This window comes from Candidatus Regiella endosymbiont of Tuberolachnus salignus (assembly GCF_964020115.1).
In the GTDB taxonomy this organism is placed as follows: Bacteria; Pseudomonadota; Gammaproteobacteria; order Enterobacterales; family Enterobacteriaceae; genus Regiella; species Regiella insecticola.
Map to the genome: position 1 here is coordinate 143150 of NZ_OZ026542.1, position 19194 is coordinate 162343.

Genomic DNA, 19194 nt, shown 5'->3' on the forward strand with positions numbered 1-19194 from the left:
TTTTGTAGGTCTATACCCTTCGCCTTTGAAGCTACCGCGTTGTTAGCTGCGAGTGTTCGCCGAATCACGTAGTATATCTACGCTCATCGGTCGGTCGCCCTGGCAGCCGAAGCCAGCTTCAAAGGCGAAGGGTATATTATCTTTGTATCAATGGCTGAATTTTGCTATCAATAGCTTCTCTAGCTCGAAAAATACGGGAACGAACCGTACCGACCGGACAATCCATAATAGTCGCTATTTCTTCATAGCTTAAATTATCTAGCTCACGGAGTGTAATTGCCATACGAAGATCTTCCGGGAGAATCGCAATGGTCTGGAAAACAATCTGTCTTAACTCATCGGACAACATTAAATTCTCAGGGTTCGATATTTCTTTCAATGCGGCTATATTTTCGTTGTTTTCCACATCATCCACATCAATATCGTTTGATGGAGGACGCCGTTTTTGCGTAATTAAATAATTTTTTGCGGTGTTTATTGCTATACGATACAACCACGTATAAAAAGCACTTTCGCCACGAAATGAGGTTAACGCTCGATAGGCTTTAATAAAAGCTTCCTGTACTACATCAGGTATATCCCCTTGCGGAACATATCGAGATACAAGGCCGGCAACTTTGTTCTGGTAACGAATAACCAGTAGGTTGAAAGATTGTTGATCTCCTTTTTGAACCCGCTCGACCAGTATTTGATCCGTTAACTGCTCACGCATTCAAATTAAGCTCCCGATATCCAGTGTTATGTCTATACCCTTCGCCTTTGAAGTTGCCTTCGGCTGCCAGGGCGATCGACCGATGAGCGTAGATATACTACCTGACAAGGCGAGCCTCCGCAGCCAACAACACGGCGGCTTCAAAGGCGAAGGGTATACATACAGAACGCGAGTATGAATCATATTTATCTTTCCTAAGTAAGCGTTATTTTTAAGCTGAGGTGGTATCTTTTGCTACCGTTTCTTTGATCACCTTAAAGATTTAAAATCTGTTGTCTTATAGACTATTCGAAATTTTCTTTAGCGAGCACAAAAAATTTACCAGCTCTTAGTGTAGTACTACATTAGACCTCTTTTGAAACCATAGCGAGTGATGCGCCCGGCGTACAGCAATGCGGTGGCTTCAAAGGCGAAGGGTATATTCATAGCTTTTACTTGACCAAATAGGCTAACATGAAACCTAATTTTATTCTGTTGATATGATACCTTATGCCTGCACGTTCTGAATACGTTAGCGATGTTTTGATTATTGGTAGTGGAGCCGCAGGCTTATCCTTGGCTTTGCGACTGGCATCGTCTGGTTGTAAAGTCGTTGTTCTGAGTAAAGAATTACTGCAAGAGGGTGCGACGTTTTACGCTCAAGGCGGTATAGCGGCGGTTTTTGATGAAACAGACAGTATCGCATCGCATGTTAATGACACGCTTATTGCTGGTGCTGGGCTATGTGATCCCCAATCGGTTGAATTTATTGCGAGTAATGCACGGCATTGTGTACAGTGGCTGATTGATCAGGGTGTTGTTTTTGATACTGAAACCAGCACTATGGGCAAAGAGCGTTATCACTTAACGCGTGAAGGGGGGCACAGCCACCGTCGTATTTTGCATAGTGCAGATACCACCGGCAAGGCAGTACAAAATACGCTCATAAGTAAAACCACTACCCATCCTAATATTTGTGTAAAAGAACGCTGTAATGCGGTAGACCTGATTACTTCTAGCAAAATTGGCTTACCGGGCACCAAGCGTGTTGTTGGTGCTTATGTTTGGAATCGAGAGTTAGAAAGAGTAGAAACTTTTCGCACCAAAGCGCTGGTATTAGCCACCGGTGGAGCAGCTAAAGTCTATCAATATACCACCAACCCAGACATTTCATCTGGTGATGGTATTGCGATGGCTTGGCGTGCGGGTTGCCGGGTGGCTAATTTAGAATTTAATCAGTTTCATCCCACTTGTTTGTTTCATCCCTCCGCACGCAATTTTCTATTAACCGAAGCACTACGTGGTGAGGGCGCTTATCTAAAACGTCCTGATGGTAGCCGCTTTATGTTTGATTTTGATCCGCGGGGTGAGTTGGCGCCGCGTGATGTTGTTGCTCGGGCCATTGATCATGAAATGAAGCGATTGGGTACCGATTGTATGTATCTGGATATCAGCCATAAGCCCGCTGATTTTGTCATACAACACTTTCCTATGATTTATGAAAAGTTATTGTCATTAGATATTAATTTAACCACAGATAAGATCCCCATCGTACCTGCTGCCCACTATACCTGTGGTGGTGTGATGGTTGATCAACATGGTCGTACTGATCTCGATGGCCTCTATGCCATTGGTGAAGTCAGTTATACTGGTTTACACGGCGCCAACCGCATGGCTTCAAATTCATTGCTTGAATGTTTGGTGTATGGTTGGTCTGCAGCACAAGATATTTTAACCCGTTTGCCCCGCGAAAAACTGGCCGATAAGTTGCCAAAATGGGATGAAAGTCGCGTAGATAATTCTGACGAACGAGTTATTATTCAGCATAATTGGCATGAATTGCGTTTATTTATGTGGAATTATGTTGGTATTGAACGTAGCACGAAAAGGCTGGAACGTGCTCTGCGACGGATTAACATATTACAGCAGGAAGTAAATGAATATTACGCTAATTTTCGACTCTCAAATAATTTATTAGAATTACGTAATTTAGTGCAAGTGGCTGAATTAATTGTCCGTTGTGCAATGGAAAGAAAAGAAAGTAGAGGTTTACATTATACCCTTGATTATCCGAACCAGATAAGCAGCCCACAACCCACTATTCTTGCTCCCTAAACTTATCCAATGTGCCGTAAAATCAATACAGTACTCAGAGACTATTCAAAATCTTCTTGAGCTACGCTGAATTGAAAAAAAATCGGTGAAAAAGCGCTGTTTTTTGTCATCAGCAAACTAATACAAGGAATACCATGACTGCTATTCATTTTTCGGAATTTGATCTTAATGACCGTCTAATTAAAGCGTTGAACGATAAAGGTTACCAGCGCCCAACGGCCATTCAGGCAATGGCGATCCATTTTTCGGAATTTGATCTTAATGACCGTCTAATTAAAGCGTTGAACGATAAAGGTTACCAGCGCCCAACGGCCATTCAGGCAATGGCGATCCCAGCGGCGATGGAGGGGCGTGATCTGCTGGGCTCTGCGCCCACAGGTACCGGGAAAACGGCTGCGTTTTTACTGCCGATTTTGCAACACTTATTAGATTTTCCACGTAGGAAATCGGGTCCGCCACGTATTTTGATTTTAACACCCACTCGTGAACTTGCTATGCAAGTTGCTGAACAAGCAAATGAATTAGCAGTAAATACCTCTCTTGCTATAACGACGATCACTGGCGGGGTGGCTTATATGAATCACGCAGAGATATTTACTGAAAATCAAGATATCGTGGTCGCGACTACCGGGCGTTTATTGCAATATATTCAAGAAGAAAATTTTGATTGCCATGCTGTGGAAACGCTCATTCTTGATGAAGCTGATCGTATGCTGGACATGGGGTTTGCGAAAGATATTGAAGCCATCGCCGCTAAAACCTGTTGCCGTAAGCAAACGTTGTTGTTTTCAGCAACCTTAGAAGGTGAAGCGATACGTGAATTTGCGAAACGGATCCTGAAAGATCCGCTAGAGCTAGACGCTGATCCGTCCAGACGAGAACGTAAAAAAATTATTCAATGGTATTACCGTGCTGACGATATTGAGCATAAAAAAGCATTGTTATGCCATTTGTTAACACAGCCGGAGGTAAAAAAATCTATTATTTTTGTCCGTACGTGCGAACGGGTACATGAGTTGGTTGGCTGGTTACGTGAAGCAGACATTCATGCCTGGTATCTTGAGGGAAAAATGATTCAGGCAAAACGAACAGAAGCGGTCATTCGTTTAAATGACGGTCGAATTAATGTATTGGTGGCAACAGATGTGGCTTCTCGCGGATTAGATATTGATGATATTAGCCATGTCTTCAATTTCGATATGCCGCGTACTGCCGATGTTTACTTGCATCGTATTGGCCGTACTGGCCGAGCGGGTCGAAAGGGCACGGCAATTTCTTTGATTGAAAACCATGATTATCTGTTGTTACAAAAGGTAGGGCGTTATCTCAAGGCAGGACGTTATTTCGATGAATCCCTAAAACCGCGTGTGATAGATGAATTACGTCCGAAAAGTAAGGCACCAAGCAAGAAGTTCACAGGTAAACCCTCGAAAGCCGTTTCGGAGAAGCGTAAAGCAAAAAAAGAGGCGGGCAAAGAAAAACCCAAGCAAAAAATACGTCATCGTGATAGCAAAAATATCGGTAAACGACGCCAGCCGACTAAAAAATTAGTAGATATGGATGTTCCTACTAGTTGAATCGCTGATATTTTAGACTTCTTGCCTATACCCAATGAATTTCGAGTTACGGCAAAGCGGCAATCAATCGAATCCCCGAAGTGTATTCCCTTCCGGACGACAGTTTTGCAAGCCGTCTTTTGTCAAAAAAAGGGCTTAAAAAGCGCAAAAAAATTAAAGGAGAGTACTAATGTCGACCGTCCTTACTTGGCACGACGTTATCGGTCAAGAAAAAGAAAAACCTTATTTTCGTGACACTCTGAACTATGTAGCAGCGCAGCGTCATGCGGGTAAAATAATCTATCCTGCCCAAAAAGACGTTTTTAATGCATTTCGTTTTACTCAATTTGCGCATGTCAAGGTCATCATTCTTGGCCAAGATCCTTATCATGGGCCAAATCAAGCACATGGCTTATCCTTTTCGGTGCTACCCGGTGTGCCAGCACCCCCCTCATTAGTGAACATCTATAAGGAATTAGTACAGGATATTGCTGATTTTACCTATCCTGATCACGGTTGTTTACAAAGTTGGGCGGAACAAGGAGTGCTATTACTGAATACGGTATTGACGGTGGAAGCGGGCAAAGCCCATTCTCATGCTCATCTTGGCTGGGAACAGTTTACCGATAGGGTTGTCGCGGCGCTAAATGAACATCGTACCGGGGTTATCTTTTTATTGTGGGGGGCTCATGCGCAAAAAAAAGGCAGTATCATTGATAGAAAGCGCCATTTTGTGTTGCAAGCACCTCATCCATCCCCCTTGTCTGCGCATCGAGGCTTTTTTGGTTGTCGTCATTTTTCGCAAGTAAATCAATTACTGCAACAGCAGAAATTGGCGTCGATACGGTGGCAACCGGAATTAACAGAGTAAAAAAGTCAATGAAAGACACAGACTTCTTGCACAAACTGCCGTGCGTGTCTTGATTTCGCGTCACGAGTTACTATTTTGCAAGAAGTCTAGTGCCTATAGCTAAATCAGTCTCATTTGATTTAAGCGTTGTCGTCGTTTGCCGTACTATTTGTACTGTCTGTGCTCCTCCGCCTTGAATCAAATGAGACTGATTCAGCTTAAGAAAAGAATAAATCTTATGTTTTTTCTTTACTGTCTTTGCTGACGGTGACCATCGCGGGACGTAACAAACGGCCATTCAGCTTATAGCCTTTTTGCATTACCGTCACCACATGGTTGGGTTGATATTCTGAGTCAGCTAAAGCCATCGCCTGGTGCAAATTAGGATCCAGTGGCACGTTAGTATCAGCAATGATTTCAATGCCAAATTTTTTGATCGTATCTTGAAAAGATTTCAGCGTAAGCTCAACCCCTTTAATCATTGCGGCTAATGCGGGATTAGCATGATCGGCTGTTTCCAACGCTTTTTCTAAATTATCCAGGGTAGGTAATAATGCAGTGGTAAATTTGTCCAGCGCGAATTTGTGTGCTTTTTCGATATCGTTTTGAGTTCGACGGAGCATATTAGCGATATCAGCCTGATGACGTGGCTCAGATTCCTTTTCTCTTTTCAAGGCTTCAGCCAATTCGGTTTCCAATGCCGCTAATTTAGCTTCTAATGTGGCGATCCGTGGATCATCGGCAGCATTGTTTTCAGCAACATTGTCTTTTGGACTATCTTTTGTTAGCGGCTCGATGGCGGGTGCATTTTTTTCTTCTACAGTTTTATCGATAGGGGGGTGCTGTTTTTTATTGTCATTCTTCATAGATATCTCCGAGTGTTAGCATTAATCTCGCAACTTTGTTTATTATGGGGATGAAAACAGTGGATTCAAGGGAATTGATAATAGTGTCGGGGAACAAAAATATACCCTTCGCCTTTCAAGTTACGGCGGCGTTGTCAGCGGTCAATCATCCTCTGTCATGTACTATCTGTACACTCCTGGGATTCGATTGATTGCCGCCTTGCCGTAACTCGAAATTCATTGGGTATATATCTATGAGGAAAGAAGCGACAGTGACGAAAAAATTTAATTGTATTGCTATTGTCGGTCAACCGCGTCAGCCGCGTGCATTGGATACTCATAAAATGTTATACCATTGGCTAAAATCTGATTATCCTATTCTTGTAGAAGAGCATATTGCCAAGGAGCCCGATTTAAAAGGTGCTATTGGTGCCAGCCTGGCTGAAATTGGACAACAAGCGGATTTGGCTATCGTCGTTGGTGGTGACGGTAATATGCTGAGAGCCGCTCAAATATTGCATAAATCCGATATTAAAGTTATCGGTATTAACCGAGGAAATCTTGGTTTTTTGACTGATTTAGATCCGGGTAAGGCGCGAGAGCAGCTATCAAAAGTGCTCATTGGTGAATACTCAAGTGAACAACGTTTTTTATTAGAAGTTGAAGTCCGGGACTCCAATCAGCAATATTGCACTCGTACTGCGATCAATGAAGTTGTGCTACATTCCGCTAAAAAAGTACATATGATTAAATTCGAAGTTTATATTGACGATTGTTTCGCTTTTTCTCAACGTTCTGATGGCCTGATTATTGCCACACCCACCGGGTCTACAGCTTATTCACTTTCTGCCGGTGGGCCAATTTTAACATCGACACTGGATGCAATGGTACTAGTGCCTATGTTTCCACATACCCTTTCGGCAAGACCTTTGGTGATGAGTAGTAGCAGTACGATTTACTTAAAAGTTTTGGGTAGTGATTTAGCAATCACTTGTGACGGCCACATTGAACTTCCCATTCAAAAGGATGAAGAAGTAGAGATTTGGATACGCCGTAGCGCGTTTTATCTCGATTTAATTCATCCTAAAAATTATTGTTATTTTAATACGTTAAATAAAAAATTAGGTTGGTCGAAGACATTATTTTGAAAAAGTATCGCGGGTCTTATTGTATACCCTTCGTCAAATTAAAATGATTTGGCTATAAAAATGAGTGATACAGACATGTATTGATATACAGGAGATTTATCATGCTGGCTCAACTAACCATCAATAATTTTGCTATTGTGCGTGAGGTAGCAATTGATTTCCAATCTGGCATGACCGCGATTACCGGGGAAACGGGAGCGGGTAAATCTATTGCTATTGATGCCTTGGGTTTATGCTTAGGATCGCGCTTAGAAGGAAATATGGTTCGATCGGGCGCAACACGGGCTGATATTTGTGCGCGTTTTTCACTTACCGATACCTCTTCTGCTCTAAAATGGTTGCAAGATAATCTTTTAGATAATAATGGTGATGAATGTTTATTACGACGTGCTATAGGTGTCGATGGGCGTTCTCGGGCTTTTATCAATGGCATCGCCGTGCCTGTTTCTCAATTACGTGAATTAGGCCAGTTGCTTATTGAGGTTCATGGCCAACATGCTCACCAGTTATTACTCAAATCTACTCATCAAAAAAAACTTCTCGATGCTTATGCCGATCAATCCGTATTATTAGCCAAGATGCGAGAGGTTTACTCTACCTGGCAACAAAGCCGTCAAGCATTGGCACAGCATCAGCAACGAACCCTTGAGCTAAGCTCTCGCCAGCAACTGTTGCAGTATCACCTCCAAGAATTAAATGCCCTTGCGCCGCAGGCGGGGAAATATGAACAGATAGATAAAGAATACAAACGTTTAGCTGATCGCGAACAATTGTTATTAATGAGCCAACAAGCATTGCAACTGCTCTCGGAAGGCGAACAACAAAATATTTTGCGTCAACTTAATGTCGTTAAGGAAAAAATAACTGAATTGGAGGGAATGGATAGCCATTTTCAAGATATGCTAAGCATGCTCGATGAAGCTAATATTCGAATTAATGAGATCAGTGGTGAACTGAGTCGTTATATTCAACAATTGGATGTAAAACCGAGTCGGTTATCTGATCTGGAACAACAGTTATCAAGTCAATTTAATTTAGCCCGCAAACATCGTATTGAGCCTGAAAAACTACCACAATTCCATCAACAATTATTAGAAGAAGAGCAATTTTTGGCGCAACAAGAGCAGGCTCATGAACAATTGAGCCAACAGGTCAATATCTGTTATCAAAATGCGTTAGCAATGGCCGATCAATTACATCAAAAACGGCAATATTATGCGCAGGAATTAGCAGCTTTAGTGACAAAAAGGATACAGCAACTGGCTATGCCGCATGGTCAATTTACTATTACGACATTTTTTGAACCAGAGCACCTGTGTGTTGATGGAGCCAGTCGTATTGAATTTGGTATTACAACAAACCCCGGTCAGCCATTACAGCCATTAAATAAAGTCGCTTCGGGAGGAGAGCTCTCACGTATCGCATTAGCGATTCAGGTTGCTATCGCACGTAAAATGGAGACCCCAACATTAATTTTTGATGAAATAGATGTGGGTATTAGCGGCCCAACGGCGGCAATCGTAGGACGCTTATTACGTCAATTAGGTGAATTCACTCAGGTGATGTGTGTCACTCATTTGCCACAAGTTGCGGGTTGTGGTCATCAACATTTTTTTGTTAGTAAACAAACTGATGGTATGGGAACTGAAATTAGAATGGATAAACTGGATAACAAAGATAGATTGCAAGAGCTCGCGCGTCTGCTGGGTGGCGGAGAAATCACAAAAAATACATTAGCCAATGCAAAAGAATTATTGGCGGTCTAATGCAAATTTTTATTTGTAAAAGGAGACGTAAGCAAAGGTTTTAAACTAGGATAAGCTCTATTATGATCTTCTATACCCTTTGTCTTTGAAGTTGCCGCTAGGCGGCCAGGGAGTGAGACCCGATGAGCGTAGACCTACTACGTGATTCGGGTGAGAACCCGCAGCCAACAACGCGGCAGCTTCAAAGACGAAGGGTATACTTTGAAATTGCTTGTGCTCGCTGATACTTTGTCAAAAAAGGAATCTGATAACCATGTGTTGTAAAATGTTTCACCGTAATCTGTTGATTATTGCTCCCTTGTTACTGTCGATGCTGATTGTTGGTTGTTCCACATTGGAAAAAGTAGTTTATCGGCCTGATATGAATCAAGGTAATTATCTATCACATCATGACGTGGAAAAAATAGAGAAAGGCATGACACAACAACAGGTTGCCTACATACTAGGTACACCCATGTTACGCGATCCTTTTGGTAGCAGAACCTGGTTCTATGTTTTTCGTCAGCAAACTGGCCATGAAAAAATAACACAACGAACACTGACCTTATTGTTTGATGCTGATGGTGCTCTGATTAATATAGAAAAATAGACTTCTTAGCGTCTATACCCAATGAATTTCGAGTTACGGCAAGGCGGCAATCAAGCGAATCTCAGGAGTGTACAAGTAGTACATGACAGAGGATGAGTGCGAGCTGCCAACGCCGCCGTAACTTGAAAGGCGAAGGGTATATTAAAAATCTCTGGTGCTCGCTGGTATATTTAGGAGGGATTATGGATCGCCGTTTACTTGAAATTATTGCCTGCCCCATTTGTAACGGTAAATTATCTTTTGATCAAAAAAATCTAGCGCTAGTGTGTAAAGCTGAGCAATTGGCTTATCCTGTGCGCAATGGGATCCCGGTACTATTAGCCAATGAAGCCCGTGCTATCAAGATTGATGAGAAACTGGCATGAAATTCACCGTTATTATTCCTGCCCGTTATGCTTCAAACCGTTTACCCGCTAAACCTTTGGCTGATATTCATGGTAAGCCGATGGTTGTGCATGTGATGGAGCGTGCATTAGCATCAGGGGCTAAACGGGTGATTGTTGCCACTGACCATGCGGATATCCTGGAGGCGGTAAAAAAGGCGAGAGGGGAAGTTTGTTTTACACGTTCTGATCATCAATCAGGTACTGAACGGTTAGCTGAGGTTATTGAGCATTATGGTTTTGAGGATAACGATATTATTGTTAATGTTCAGGGCGATGAGCCACTCATACCATCCTGTATTATCCAGCAAGTTGCAGAAAATTTAACCAATTGTGCCGCTGAAATGGCTACATTGGCAGTTCCTATTAACCATAGTGAAGAGGTTTTCAATCCGCACGTGGTGAAAGTAGGAATTGATGCTGACGGTTATGCGCTTTATTTTTCTCGTGCGCCTATTTCTGGCAACGGAAAACCGTATCACCCAGCGAAACATGAAGATATCGAAGGGCACTTTTTACGGCACATTGGCATTTATGCGTATCGAGCCGGTTTTATCCGTCGTTATGTGGCTTGGGCACCTTGTAAATCGGAGAAAATAGAATCGCTTGAACAGCTTCGTGTTTTGTCACGCGGTGAAAAAATTCATGTAGCATTAGCAAAAGAAGCTCCAGCTGTCGGGATCGATACCCCAGAAGATTTACAAAAGGTGCGATCAATTCTCAGTGGTGCACAGTAATAGACCTCTTTGGAAACCGTAGTTCGTTATGCGGAGTCAAGGCGTCCGGCGCACAGCAACCTTCATTGCCATAAGTACATGAGGATTGCGCGCACCGGGCAACGCAGGATCCGCGTCACGCAGTAGGTTTCCGAAGAGGTCTAATGTACGAAACCTTTTTCGAATCCATAACGAGTGAATATGAATGAAATTTCCCAGACGGTACCCGAGCTGGTGGCTTGGGCGCGAAAAAATGATTTTTCAATTACGCTCCCGCCTGAACGTTTAGCCTTTTTGTTAACCATTGCTTTACTTAACAGTGAGCGGCTGGACAGCGAAATGAGTGAAGGCGAATTGATTGAGGCATTTTCGCATGTGAGTAAAGGTTTTGAACAAGCGCCGGAAACCTTGCTGATACGCGGGAATAATGCCATTAATGATGTTGTGCGTCAGCGTTTGCTAAACCGTTTTAGCAGTGATTTAGCAGAGGGTCATGCCATTTACCGTTTGACGCCACTGGGGATTAGTATTACCAATTATTATATTCGGCAACGTGAATTTTCAGCCCTGCGTCTCTCCACGCAATTAGCGCGGGTCGCTGAAGAATTACATCGCGTAGCGTTGGCGGCCTGTGAGCCCGGTGATGACAGCCATTGGCAACACAGTGTTTTTCTACCGTTGAGATATTCGGTCGCGGAAATTTTTGACAGTATTGACATCAGCCAACGGTTACTCGATGAACAGCAAAATACGGTAAAAGAAGAGATCGCCTCACTGTTGAATCAAGATTGGCGCGCGGCTATTGCGAGCTGTGAATCATTGCTTGCGGAAACGTCGCAGATGTTGCGTGAATTGCAAGATACCTTGTCTGCTGTGGGTGATAAAATCCAGACCCATTTACTGCGGATCCAAGATGCTACCCTAGGTAATATACCCATAGCCCTTGAAGTTGCCGCTAGGCAGCCAGAGTGTGAGACCGATGAGCGTAGACAACTACCTGATGAGGCGAACACTCGCAGCCAACACCGCGGCGGCTTCAAAGGCGAAGGGGATATAAAATTAGATCGGATAACGCATCTTGTTGCTAGCTTACAAAATAAACTAGATCGGATCATTGGTTGGGGACAACAGGCTATCGATTTATGGATCAACTATGATCGTCATGTGCATAAATTTATCCGTACCGCGATTGATATGGATAAAAACCGTGTTTTTGCGCAGCGACTGAGGCAATCCATCCAAAATTATTTTTCGCACCCCTGGGCACTGACTTTCGTTAATGCTGACCGTATGTTAGACATGCGGGATGAAGGGGCGGCATTATGCAGTGAAGAGGTGAGGGGAGAATTACCACCGGAGCTAGAATTTGAAGAATTTAATCAAATTTGCCAACAGCTCACCACCGCCATTACTCAAGCCTTAGTTATCTTTCCCCGCCAAGAAACCCCGCTGAATTTGGGGCAAATCCTACGCGATTATTTGGCACAATATCCACAAGCACGTCATTTTGATGTCGCGCGTATCCTCGTTGACCAAGCGATTCGCCTTGGCGTGGCGGCCGCCGATTTTTCTGGCTTAGCGCCAGAATGGTCAGCGATTAATGATTACGGAGCTGAGGTGCAGGCACATGTCATCGACCGATATTGAACCCGTTATGCCCATTAAGTTGGCGCAAGCATTGGCGAGTCAACTTTTTCCTTCTTTAGATAGCCAGCTGCGTGCTGGTCGCCATATTGGCGCTGATGAACTGGACAATCATGCTTTTTTGACCGATTTTCAGGAGCAATTGGAAGTATTTTATCGTCGCTATAATGTCGATTTGATCCATGCGCCGGAAAATTTTTTCTATTTAAGAGCGCGCTCTACCAGTTTAATTCCCCGATCTGTTTTGTCTGAATTAGACATGATGGTAGGTAAAGTGCTCTGCTATCTTTATCTCAGTCCAGAGCGTTTGGCGCATCAAGGCATTTTTAGCCAACAAGAATTGTATGAAGAACTTATCGCCCTTGTTGATGAAAGCAAATTGCTTAAATGGGTGAATCAACGCTCGGCAGGCTCTGATTTAGATAAACAGAAGCTACAAGAAAAAATACGCGCTTCTCTTAACCGTCTGCGCCGTTTAGGCATGATCTATTTTATCAGTCATGACAGTAGCCAATTTCGTATTACTGAAGCAGTGTTTCGTTTTGGTGCCGATGTACGTAATGGCGATGATCCCCAAACAGCTCAATTACAGATGATCCAACAGAGTGAAGGGGTAGTGCTGGAAAATACGGTGGTCGAAGTTGATGACAGACTGCAGAGTGAAAAGGATGAGTAATAAGGATCAGTAATAATGATAAAATCAGGAAAAATCGAACGCGGTAAATTTTGTTCATTGACATTGATTAATTGGAATGGTTTTTTTGCTCGTACCTTTGATCTCGATGAGTGGGTCACTACCTTATCAGGCGGAAACGGAGCGGGTAAATCCACTACCATGGCTGCCTTTATCACCGCGTTAATCCCCGATCTCACCTTATTGCATTTTCGTAATACCACGGAAGCCGGCTCGACGACAGGATCGCGTGACAAAGGTCTGCATGGTAAGTTACGTGCTGGTGTTTGTTATTCCGCGCTCTATGTAATGAATTCACGCCATCAGCGCATATTGCTCGGTGTTCGCTTACAACAGGTGGCAGGACGTGATCGTAAAGTTGATATCAAGCCGTTTACTATCCAAGGATTGCCGGCTGCTTGCCAGCCTACCCAGTTGCTGACAGAAATATTGGCCGATCAGCAGGCGCGTGTACTGTCTCTCCCCGAGCTAAAAAATCGGCTAGAAGCCATGGAAGGGGTACAGTTCAAGCAATTTAATTCTATTACTGACTACCATTCGCTGATGTTTGATTTGGGGGTGATCCCCAAACGACTCCGTTCGGCTGCTGATCGTAGTAAATTTTATCGCCTCATTGAAGCCTCTTTATACGGTGGGATCTCCAGCGCCATCACACGTTCATTACGTGATTATTTATTGCCGGAAAATAGCGGGGTACGTAAAGCATTTCAAGATATGGAGGCGGCGTTACGTGAAAACCGGATGACATTGGAGGCCATTCGTACGACGCAATCGGATCGAGATTTATTTAAACATCTGATTGCAGAATCGACCTCCTATGTTGCGGCTGATTATATGCGCCATATTAATGAGCGTCGTAGTCATTTAGATAGTCTATTAGTCCTGCGTCGTGATCTGTTTACTCAGCGTAAAAAAGGGTTAGCGGAACAATATCATCATTCCGAAATCGCCAAAGAACTCAAAGATCAAAGTGCCACCGAGTTAGAACGAGAAGCCGATTACGAAGCTGCCAACGAACAGTTGAATTTAGTGCAAAGTGCTATGCGTCAGCAAGAAAAAATAGCGCGCTATCAAGAAGAATTGGAAGAGCTGAGTTATCGGCTCGAGGAACAAAATATCGTAGTGGTTGAAGCCTGTGAGCGGCAGGCAGAAAATGAAATGCGGGTAGAAGCGGCGGTAAATGAAGTGGATGAATTAAAAAGCCAGCTAGCGGACTACCAGCAAGCTTTAGATGTTCAGCAAACCCGTGCCATTCAATACCAGCAGGCACAGGAGGCACTAAAAAACGCCGGTGCATTATGTCAATTGCCAGAATTAACCACCGATAACGCAGAGCATTGGCTGGAGACTTTTCACCTCTCTGACAAAGAAGCCACGGCCACTTTGCTGCAATTGCAGCAAAAATTGACTATCGCGACGGCTTCTCACCACCAATTTGAGCAAGCTTATCAATTGGTCGTGAAGATCAGCGGATCAGCCGATCGTGCTGAAGCTTGGTCAGTAGCGCGTGAATTATTACGCCGTTGGCCGTCTCAACAGCATCTAGCAGAGCGGATCCAACCCTTGCAGATCCGCTTATCAGAGCTGAGACTGCGTTTGCAGGCGCAACAAGATGCTGAACGTATGTTGCAAGCATTTTGTCAACGTCAGGGAAAGCAGTATCAAGCCGATGAGTTGGTTGCATTGCAATTGAGTCTAGAGCAGCAAATTGGCAAATTCGAGCACCATGTTAGCGAGGTGGCAGAGTGCCGGATGGCCATGCGCCAACAGCTGGATCAGTTTAAACAAGAAAAACAAAGATTGATCACCCTGGCACCCATTTGGCTAGCAGCACAGGAGGCACTTAATAAGCTCAGTGAGCAAAATGGCGCGATACTGGAAAATAGTGATCAGGTGAGTGCAAACATGCAGCAATGGTTTGAGCGTGAACGTAAAGTTACGCTTGAACGCGATAAAATCGCCGCCGAAATACGGGCAGTTGAAACACAAATTGAGCGATTAAATCAACCCAGTGGCGCAGAAGATCCTCGCTTAGTCTCCCTCGCTGAGTATTTGGGAGGGGTGCTGCTATCTGAAATTTATGACGATATCGCTGTGGATGATGCGCCTCATTATTCTGCGCTTTATGGTCCTGCCCGCCATGGCATTGTTGTGCCAAACCTTTCGTTGATACGTGATAAGTTACAAAATTTGGCAGAGGCACCAGACGACCTCTATTTAATTGAGGGCGATCCTCAATCATTTGATGAAGATTTTTTTACTTTTGAAGCGCAGGAAAAAGCGATCCTCGTGAGATCCGCTGATCGTCAATGGCGCTATTCTCGCTATCCTGACGTGCCTTTATTTGGTCGTGTTGCCCGTGAAAATCGCTGTAAGGCGTTGTGTAAGAGCCGTGATGCTTTAAAGACAGACTACGCTACATTATCATTTGATATGCAAAAGGCTCAGCGTATACATCAAGCATTTAGCTGTTTTGTTGCGTCTCATTTGTCGGTGGTGTTTGATGCTGATCCTGAAGAGAAAATTCGGCTACTCACTATTCAGTGCAGCGAAATAGAAAATAATTTACGCGCCCATGAAGAGCAACATCGGCAACATCAGCAACAGTTTGAACAGACCAAAGCCGCTATTTTATGCCTTAACAAATTAGTCCCTCTGGTGTCGTTACTGCGCGACGACAGTTTGCAACATCAGATAGAAGAAATCACTGCCGATCATGAACAGGCGTTGCAGGCCGCTCACTACATTAAACAACAGGGAGCTTCTTTGGCCAAACTGGAGCCACTACTTGCGGCATTACAGAGTGATCCACAACAGCATCAACAATTACAAGACGATTATAGCCAGGCTCAGCAGCAACAGCATTTGCTCAAAAAACAAGTTTTTTCTTTAAGTGAAGTGGTGCAAAGACGCGCGCATTTTAACTATGCTGATTCGACCCAGGTAGTGACAGAAAGCACGGATCTGAATGATCAATTACGTCAACGTTTGGCACAGGCGGAAACTGAACGTAGCCACGCCCGTGAGCAATTACGGCAGAATCAAGCCCAGTTTACGCAAAATCAGCACATGTTGGCGTCATTCAAAAGCGCTTATGAAGCAAAAAGTGATCTGCTCAGAGAATTAGAACAGGAATTAAAAGACATTGGTGTACAGGCAGATAGCGATGCTCAGGCGCGCGCGCTTAGGCGCCGTGATGAGCTCCAGACGGCGTTGCGCACTGTCCGCTTACAACGTAATCAGTTAGAAAAAAAATTGATTTGTTGTGAAGCAGAGATAGAGGATTTAGAAAAAAAACAACGCAAATCAACCCGAGATTATCATCAAATGCGTGCGCAGATTGTGCAGGCTAAATCGGGTTGGTGCAGAGTGATGAGGATGGTGAAAGACAACGGTGTTGAACGCCATCTGCATCGGCGTGAATTGGCGTATAAGAGCGCTGATGAACTGCGTTCTATGTCAGATAAAGCATTGGGAGCATTACGCCCTGCGGTGGCAGAAAATGAATATCTGCGTGATTTATTACGCTCATCGGAAGATGCCAAACGTCCAGAGCGAAAAATTGTCTTTTATAGCGCGGTTTATCAGCATTTACGTGAACGTATCCGCCAAGATATTCTCCGTACGGATGATCCTATTGATGCCATCGAGCAAATGGAAATTGAATTGGCTCGCCTTACTGAAGAATTGAATGCCCGAGAGCACATATTGGCCATCAGTTGTAAAAGCGTTGCTAATATTATCCGTAAAACGATTCAACGTGAGCAGAACCGCATCCTTATGTTAAATCAGGGATTACGTGCTGTTTCTTTTGGTCAGGTAAAAAGTGTGCGCTTGAATGTTAATGTGCGTGAAGCGCATGCGACTTTATTAGCGGTGTTGTCCGAGCAGCAAGAACAACATCAGGATTTATTCAACAGTAACCGCCTGACTTTCTCCGAAGCGTTGGCGAAATTATATCAACGTTTGAATCCGCAGCTGGATCCTGGCCAGCGCTCCGCACAGACCATCGGTGAAGCCTTGCTCGATTACCGTAATTATCTCGAATTAGCAGTAGAAGTTTATCGCGGTGCTGACGGTTGGCTGCGCGCCGAAAGTGGCGCGCTGTCAACTGGTGAGGCGATCGGTACGGGGATGTCGATTTTAGTGATGGTGGTGCAAAGTTGGGAAGAAGAATCACAGCGTTTACGTGGTAAAGATATTTCACCTTGTCGTTTGCTATTTCTTGATGAGGCGGCGCGATTGGATGCAAAGTCTATTGCGACCTTGTTTGAACTTTGTGCGCGGTTAGAAATGCAATTAATTATTGCAGCCCCCGAGAATATCAGTCCTGAAAAAGGAACCACTTATAAATTGGTGCGTAAAGTTTTCAATCGTCATGAACATGTTCATGTGGTTGGTTTACGTGGATTTGTTAACTCGCCTCCTCAGCTTGCTGTTGTTGCTGATATTCTGGCCTAATAAATTTGGACACTAAAGAAAGGAAAAATTTATTAGGCCAGAATAAGTTCAACTTTAGAAAAGTGCGTTACAAAGGCTTAGCTAAAAATAGTGTTGTCGTCGCTTGTCGTACTATTTGTACTGTCTGTGCTACTCCGCCTTGAATCAAATTAAACTGATTCGGCCATATCACTGATAGAATAATTTTCTTTTTTGAACCAATAAAAAACGTTGGAGAAATAACTGAAATATTAAAGGATACGATTAATTAAGCGATCGATCCGGATCCTGCGCATACGGCGGATCATTTTATGTACTTTAACTGGATATTGTGAAATATTTTCTAACTCAAGATGGTGGGTTATGATCCGGGTATGTTTACGAATACAAGCCAATTCTTTCGTTTGTTGTTCGTGCATTTCCTGTTTAGGATCATGAATAAGAATCGCGTTTTCTAAATCCAGATGCCAAGCACGTGGATTCAAATTATTACCGGTTATCAGTTGCCATTTATTGTCTACCCATACGCCTTTTAGATGATAGCTATTATTGCCATCTTTCCATAATCGGAGAGTTAATTGCCCACTATCTATATAACGTTGTAGATGTTTCAAGAAGCGTCGCAGGTTGATTTCATAGAGATAGGGGAGTATGCCAATAATTTTAAACGGCTGATCTTCTGGGATATAAAAATCATTGGCTGTCTTATCGCCGACAATAATTTCAACCTGTTTACCTTCTCGCAATAAAGTAGTGATATTACGTACAAGTAATGAAGGTAAATTGAAATATGGAGTACAAATAATAAGCCGTTGTTGTGTGGAGCAGATGAGATCATTAATAGTCTTGTTTAACAGGTTTTTTTTCCCCAATCCCACCAAGGGGGTCACTGCCAATTCATCGTGATTGGCTTGATTGATATATTGGTAACTTGCCTCCCGCAACTTAACACGGAATTTTTTAGTTTCATGCTTAATTTCAGAATTCTTAGGGCGATCACGACGATCTAGGCGTTGTACAGCGCCCGAATTTAAAATTTCTTGCTCAATGTAGCTTCGCATCACTTTAGCTAGCATTGAATTTTTGATTACTTGATAACGATCATAGCGATATTTATCATTTTGATAGAGATAAATATCATTAATACTCGCTCCACTGTAAATGACGTTATCGTCGATGATGCTCCCTTTTAAATGCAGCACCCCTAACGCCTCACGTGTATTGACCGCGACACCGTAAATAGGAACAGAAGTCGCTAGATTTTGTTCTGCCATCTCACAGTACCAATCTGCGTTAGTATTGATCGCAGCCGTGCCGATACGACTACGCTGTGCTCTATGCCAGTCGACCAAGACAAAAATTTTTAATTCAGGTCGTTGTTTTTTTGCTTGATATAAAGCATTGAGTATGCTTTTACCTGCTTCGTCTTTTTCAAAATACAGGGCAACTAAGCAAATATATTGAGCGGCTTGAGCAATTAACTCTAACAGTTTAGAACGGAAAGATTTAGGGCAATACAATGTTTGAACATCATTGATTATCTGAGGGATCCTAGGTAGGCAGCATAGCTGGTGCAGGCATTTAGCACGTTTGAATTTTGACAACATCACAGCAGGTCTTTTTCTCTATGTTATAAATCATAAATTGTTCAATGCGTATCAGCCATGTGCGAAAAATTTTAGTCCTTATCTCTCTTAGAGTCTGTTCGAAATCTCTTGTATCCCCTTCGTCTTTGAAGCCGCCGCGTTGTTGGCTGC

The 19194-nt window shown here is 43.4% G+C and carries 16 protein-coding genes; 13 read left to right on the top strand and 3 right to left on the bottom strand.

All coding sequences use genetic code 11. The annotated features are described in order from the left end of the window. Positions 1-136: 136 nt before the first annotated feature. Positions 137-712 carry an RNA polymerase sigma factor RpoE gene (gene rpoE, locus AACL30_RS00750; protein ID WP_339057466.1) on the bottom strand — a complete coding sequence of 192 codons (576 nt, stop codon included), beginning with the start codon at positions 710-712 and terminating at the stop codon, positions 137-139. A gap of 28 nt (positions 713-740) precedes the next feature. Between rpoE and AACL30_RS00755 the strand changes: the two genes are divergently transcribed. From AACL30_RS00755 to ung, 4 genes are all read left to right on the top strand, one after another. Continuing rightward, positions 741-890: a hypothetical protein gene (locus tag AACL30_RS00755; RefSeq protein ID WP_339057467.1), complete on the top strand. Its 150-nt coding sequence runs from the start codon at positions 741-743 to the stop codon at positions 888-890. A gap of 311 nt (positions 891-1201) precedes the next feature. Beyond that, the gene (gene nadB / locus AACL30_RS00760; RefSeq protein WP_339057468.1) at positions 1202-2806 is read left to right on the top strand and encodes an L-aspartate oxidase; all 1605 of its coding nucleotides are present in this window, start codon (positions 1202-1204) and stop codon (positions 2804-2806) included. Between the two features lie 230 nt (positions 2807-3036). Next, complete coding sequence (gene srmB / locus AACL30_RS00765; protein ID WP_339058367.1) at positions 3037-4383, top strand: ATP-dependent RNA helicase SrmB; 1347 nt, start codon at positions 3037-3039, stop codon at positions 4381-4383. Positions 4384-4552: 169 nt separating this feature from the next. Next, a complete protein-coding gene (gene ung, locus AACL30_RS00770; RefSeq protein ID WP_339057469.1) occupies positions 4553-5233 on the top strand; it encodes a uracil-DNA glycosylase in 681 nt (226 codons plus the stop codon). Between the two features lie 215 nt (positions 5234-5448). Here the strand turns inward: ung and grpE are convergent, their stop codons facing one another. Continuing rightward, positions 5449-6078, bottom strand: a complete 630-nt coding sequence (gene grpE, locus AACL30_RS00775) for a nucleotide exchange factor GrpE (RefSeq protein ID WP_339057470.1) — start codon at positions 6076-6078, stop codon at positions 5449-5451. Between the two features lie 233 nt (positions 6079-6311). On the opposite strand from grpE, the gene nadK reads away from it, so the two are divergent. The 9 genes from nadK (at position 6312) to mukB (ending at position 17458) form a co-directional block, all read left to right on the top strand. Then, positions 6312-7205 carry an NAD(+) kinase gene (nadK, locus tag AACL30_RS00780; protein WP_339057471.1) on the top strand — a complete coding sequence of 298 codons (894 nt, stop codon included), beginning with the start codon at positions 6312-6314 and terminating at the stop codon, positions 7203-7205. Positions 7206-7306: 101 nt separating this feature from the next. Then, a complete protein-coding gene (gene recN, locus AACL30_RS00785) occupies positions 7307-8971 on the top strand; it encodes a DNA repair protein RecN (protein ID WP_339057472.1) in 1665 nt (554 codons plus the stop codon). A gap of 141 nt (positions 8972-9112) precedes the next feature. Beyond that, entirely contained in the window at positions 9113-9235 is a 123-nt protein-coding gene (locus tag AACL30_RS00790; protein ID WP_339057473.1) for a hypothetical protein, read from the top strand. After that, positions 9225-9560 (top strand): outer membrane protein assembly factor BamE, encoded by a 336-nt coding sequence (gene bamE / locus AACL30_RS00795; protein ID WP_006706875.1) that lies wholly within the window; start codon positions 9225-9227, stop codon positions 9558-9560. Before AACL30_RS00790 ends, bamE begins: the two co-directional genes overlap by 11 nt. Before the next feature lie 182 nt (positions 9561-9742). Beyond that, complete coding sequence (locus tag AACL30_RS00800) at positions 9743-9925, top strand: Trm112 family protein (RefSeq protein WP_006706874.1); 183 nt, start codon at positions 9743-9745, stop codon at positions 9923-9925. Beyond that, positions 9922-10680 carry a 3-deoxy-manno-octulosonate cytidylyltransferase gene (gene kdsB, locus AACL30_RS00805; RefSeq protein ID WP_339057474.1) on the top strand — a complete coding sequence of 253 codons (759 nt, stop codon included), beginning with the start codon at positions 9922-9924 and terminating at the stop codon, positions 10678-10680. The genes AACL30_RS00800 and kdsB overlap by 4 nt, the downstream gene beginning before the upstream one ends. Positions 10681-10860: 180 nt before the next feature. Further along, entirely contained in the window at positions 10861-12306 is a 1446-nt protein-coding gene (locus AACL30_RS00810) for a chromosome partition protein MukF (protein ID WP_339057475.1), read from the top strand. Beyond that, complete coding sequence (gene mukE / locus AACL30_RS00815; RefSeq protein ID WP_039907235.1) at positions 12287-12979, top strand: chromosome partition protein MukE; 693 nt, start codon at positions 12287-12289, stop codon at positions 12977-12979. Before AACL30_RS00810 ends, mukE begins: the two co-directional genes overlap by 20 nt. 15 nt (positions 12980-12994) lie before the next feature. Then, positions 12995-17458, top strand: coding sequence for a chromosome partition protein MukB (mukB, locus tag AACL30_RS00820; protein WP_339057476.1), 4464 nt, complete (start codon positions 12995-12997; stop codon positions 17456-17458). A gap of 230 nt (positions 17459-17688) precedes the next feature. On the opposite strand, the gene pssA is transcribed toward mukB, so the two are convergent. After that, positions 17689-19044 (bottom strand): CDP-diacylglycerol--serine O-phosphatidyltransferase, encoded by a 1356-nt coding sequence (pssA, locus tag AACL30_RS00825; protein WP_339057477.1) that lies wholly within the window; start codon positions 19042-19044, stop codon positions 17689-17691. Between the last annotated feature and the right edge of the window lie 150 nt (positions 19045-19194).

Excerpts from the sequence above, each read along its gene's own strand:
- rpoE (WP_339057466.1), bottom strand. The coding sequence starts at position 712 with ATGCGTGAGCAGTTAACGGATCAAATACTGGTCGAGCGGGTTCAAAAA.
- AACL30_RS00755 (WP_339057467.1), top strand. The coding sequence starts at position 741 with ATGTCTATACCCTTCGCCTTTGAAGTTGCCTTCGGCTGCCAGGGCGAT.
- nadB (WP_339057468.1), top strand. The coding sequence starts at position 1,202 with ATGCCTGCACGTTCTGAATACGTTAGCGATGTTTTGATTATTGGTAGT.
- srmB (WP_339058367.1), top strand. The coding sequence starts at position 3,037 with ATGGCGATCCATTTTTCGGAATTTGATCTTAATGACCGTCTAATTAAA.
- ung (WP_339057469.1), top strand. The coding sequence starts at position 4,553 with ATGTCGACCGTCCTTACTTGGCACGACGTTATCGGTCAAGAAAAAGAA.
- grpE (WP_339057470.1), bottom strand. The coding sequence starts at position 6,078 with ATGAAGAATGACAATAAAAAACAGCACCCCCCTATCGATAAAACTGTA.
- nadK (WP_339057471.1), top strand. The coding sequence starts at position 6,312 with ATGAGGAAAGAAGCGACAGTGACGAAAAAATTTAATTGTATTGCTATT.
- recN (WP_339057472.1), top strand. The coding sequence starts at position 7,307 with ATGCTGGCTCAACTAACCATCAATAATTTTGCTATTGTGCGTGAGGTA.
- bamE (WP_006706875.1), top strand. The coding sequence starts at position 9,225 with ATGTGTTGTAAAATGTTTCACCGTAATCTGTTGATTATTGCTCCCTTG.
- AACL30_RS00800 (WP_006706874.1), top strand. The coding sequence starts at position 9,743 with ATGGATCGCCGTTTACTTGAAATTATTGCCTGCCCCATTTGTAACGGT.
- kdsB (WP_339057474.1), top strand. The coding sequence starts at position 9,922 with ATGAAATTCACCGTTATTATTCCTGCCCGTTATGCTTCAAACCGTTTA.
- AACL30_RS00810 (WP_339057475.1), top strand. The coding sequence starts at position 10,861 with ATGAATGAAATTTCCCAGACGGTACCCGAGCTGGTGGCTTGGGCGCGA.
- mukE (WP_039907235.1), top strand. The coding sequence starts at position 12,287 with ATGTCATCGACCGATATTGAACCCGTTATGCCCATTAAGTTGGCGCAA.
- mukB (WP_339057476.1), top strand. The coding sequence starts at position 12,995 with ATGATAAAATCAGGAAAAATCGAACGCGGTAAATTTTGTTCATTGACA.
- pssA (WP_339057477.1), bottom strand. The coding sequence starts at position 19,044 with ATGTTGTCAAAATTCAAACGTGCTAAATGCCTGCACCAGCTATGCTGC.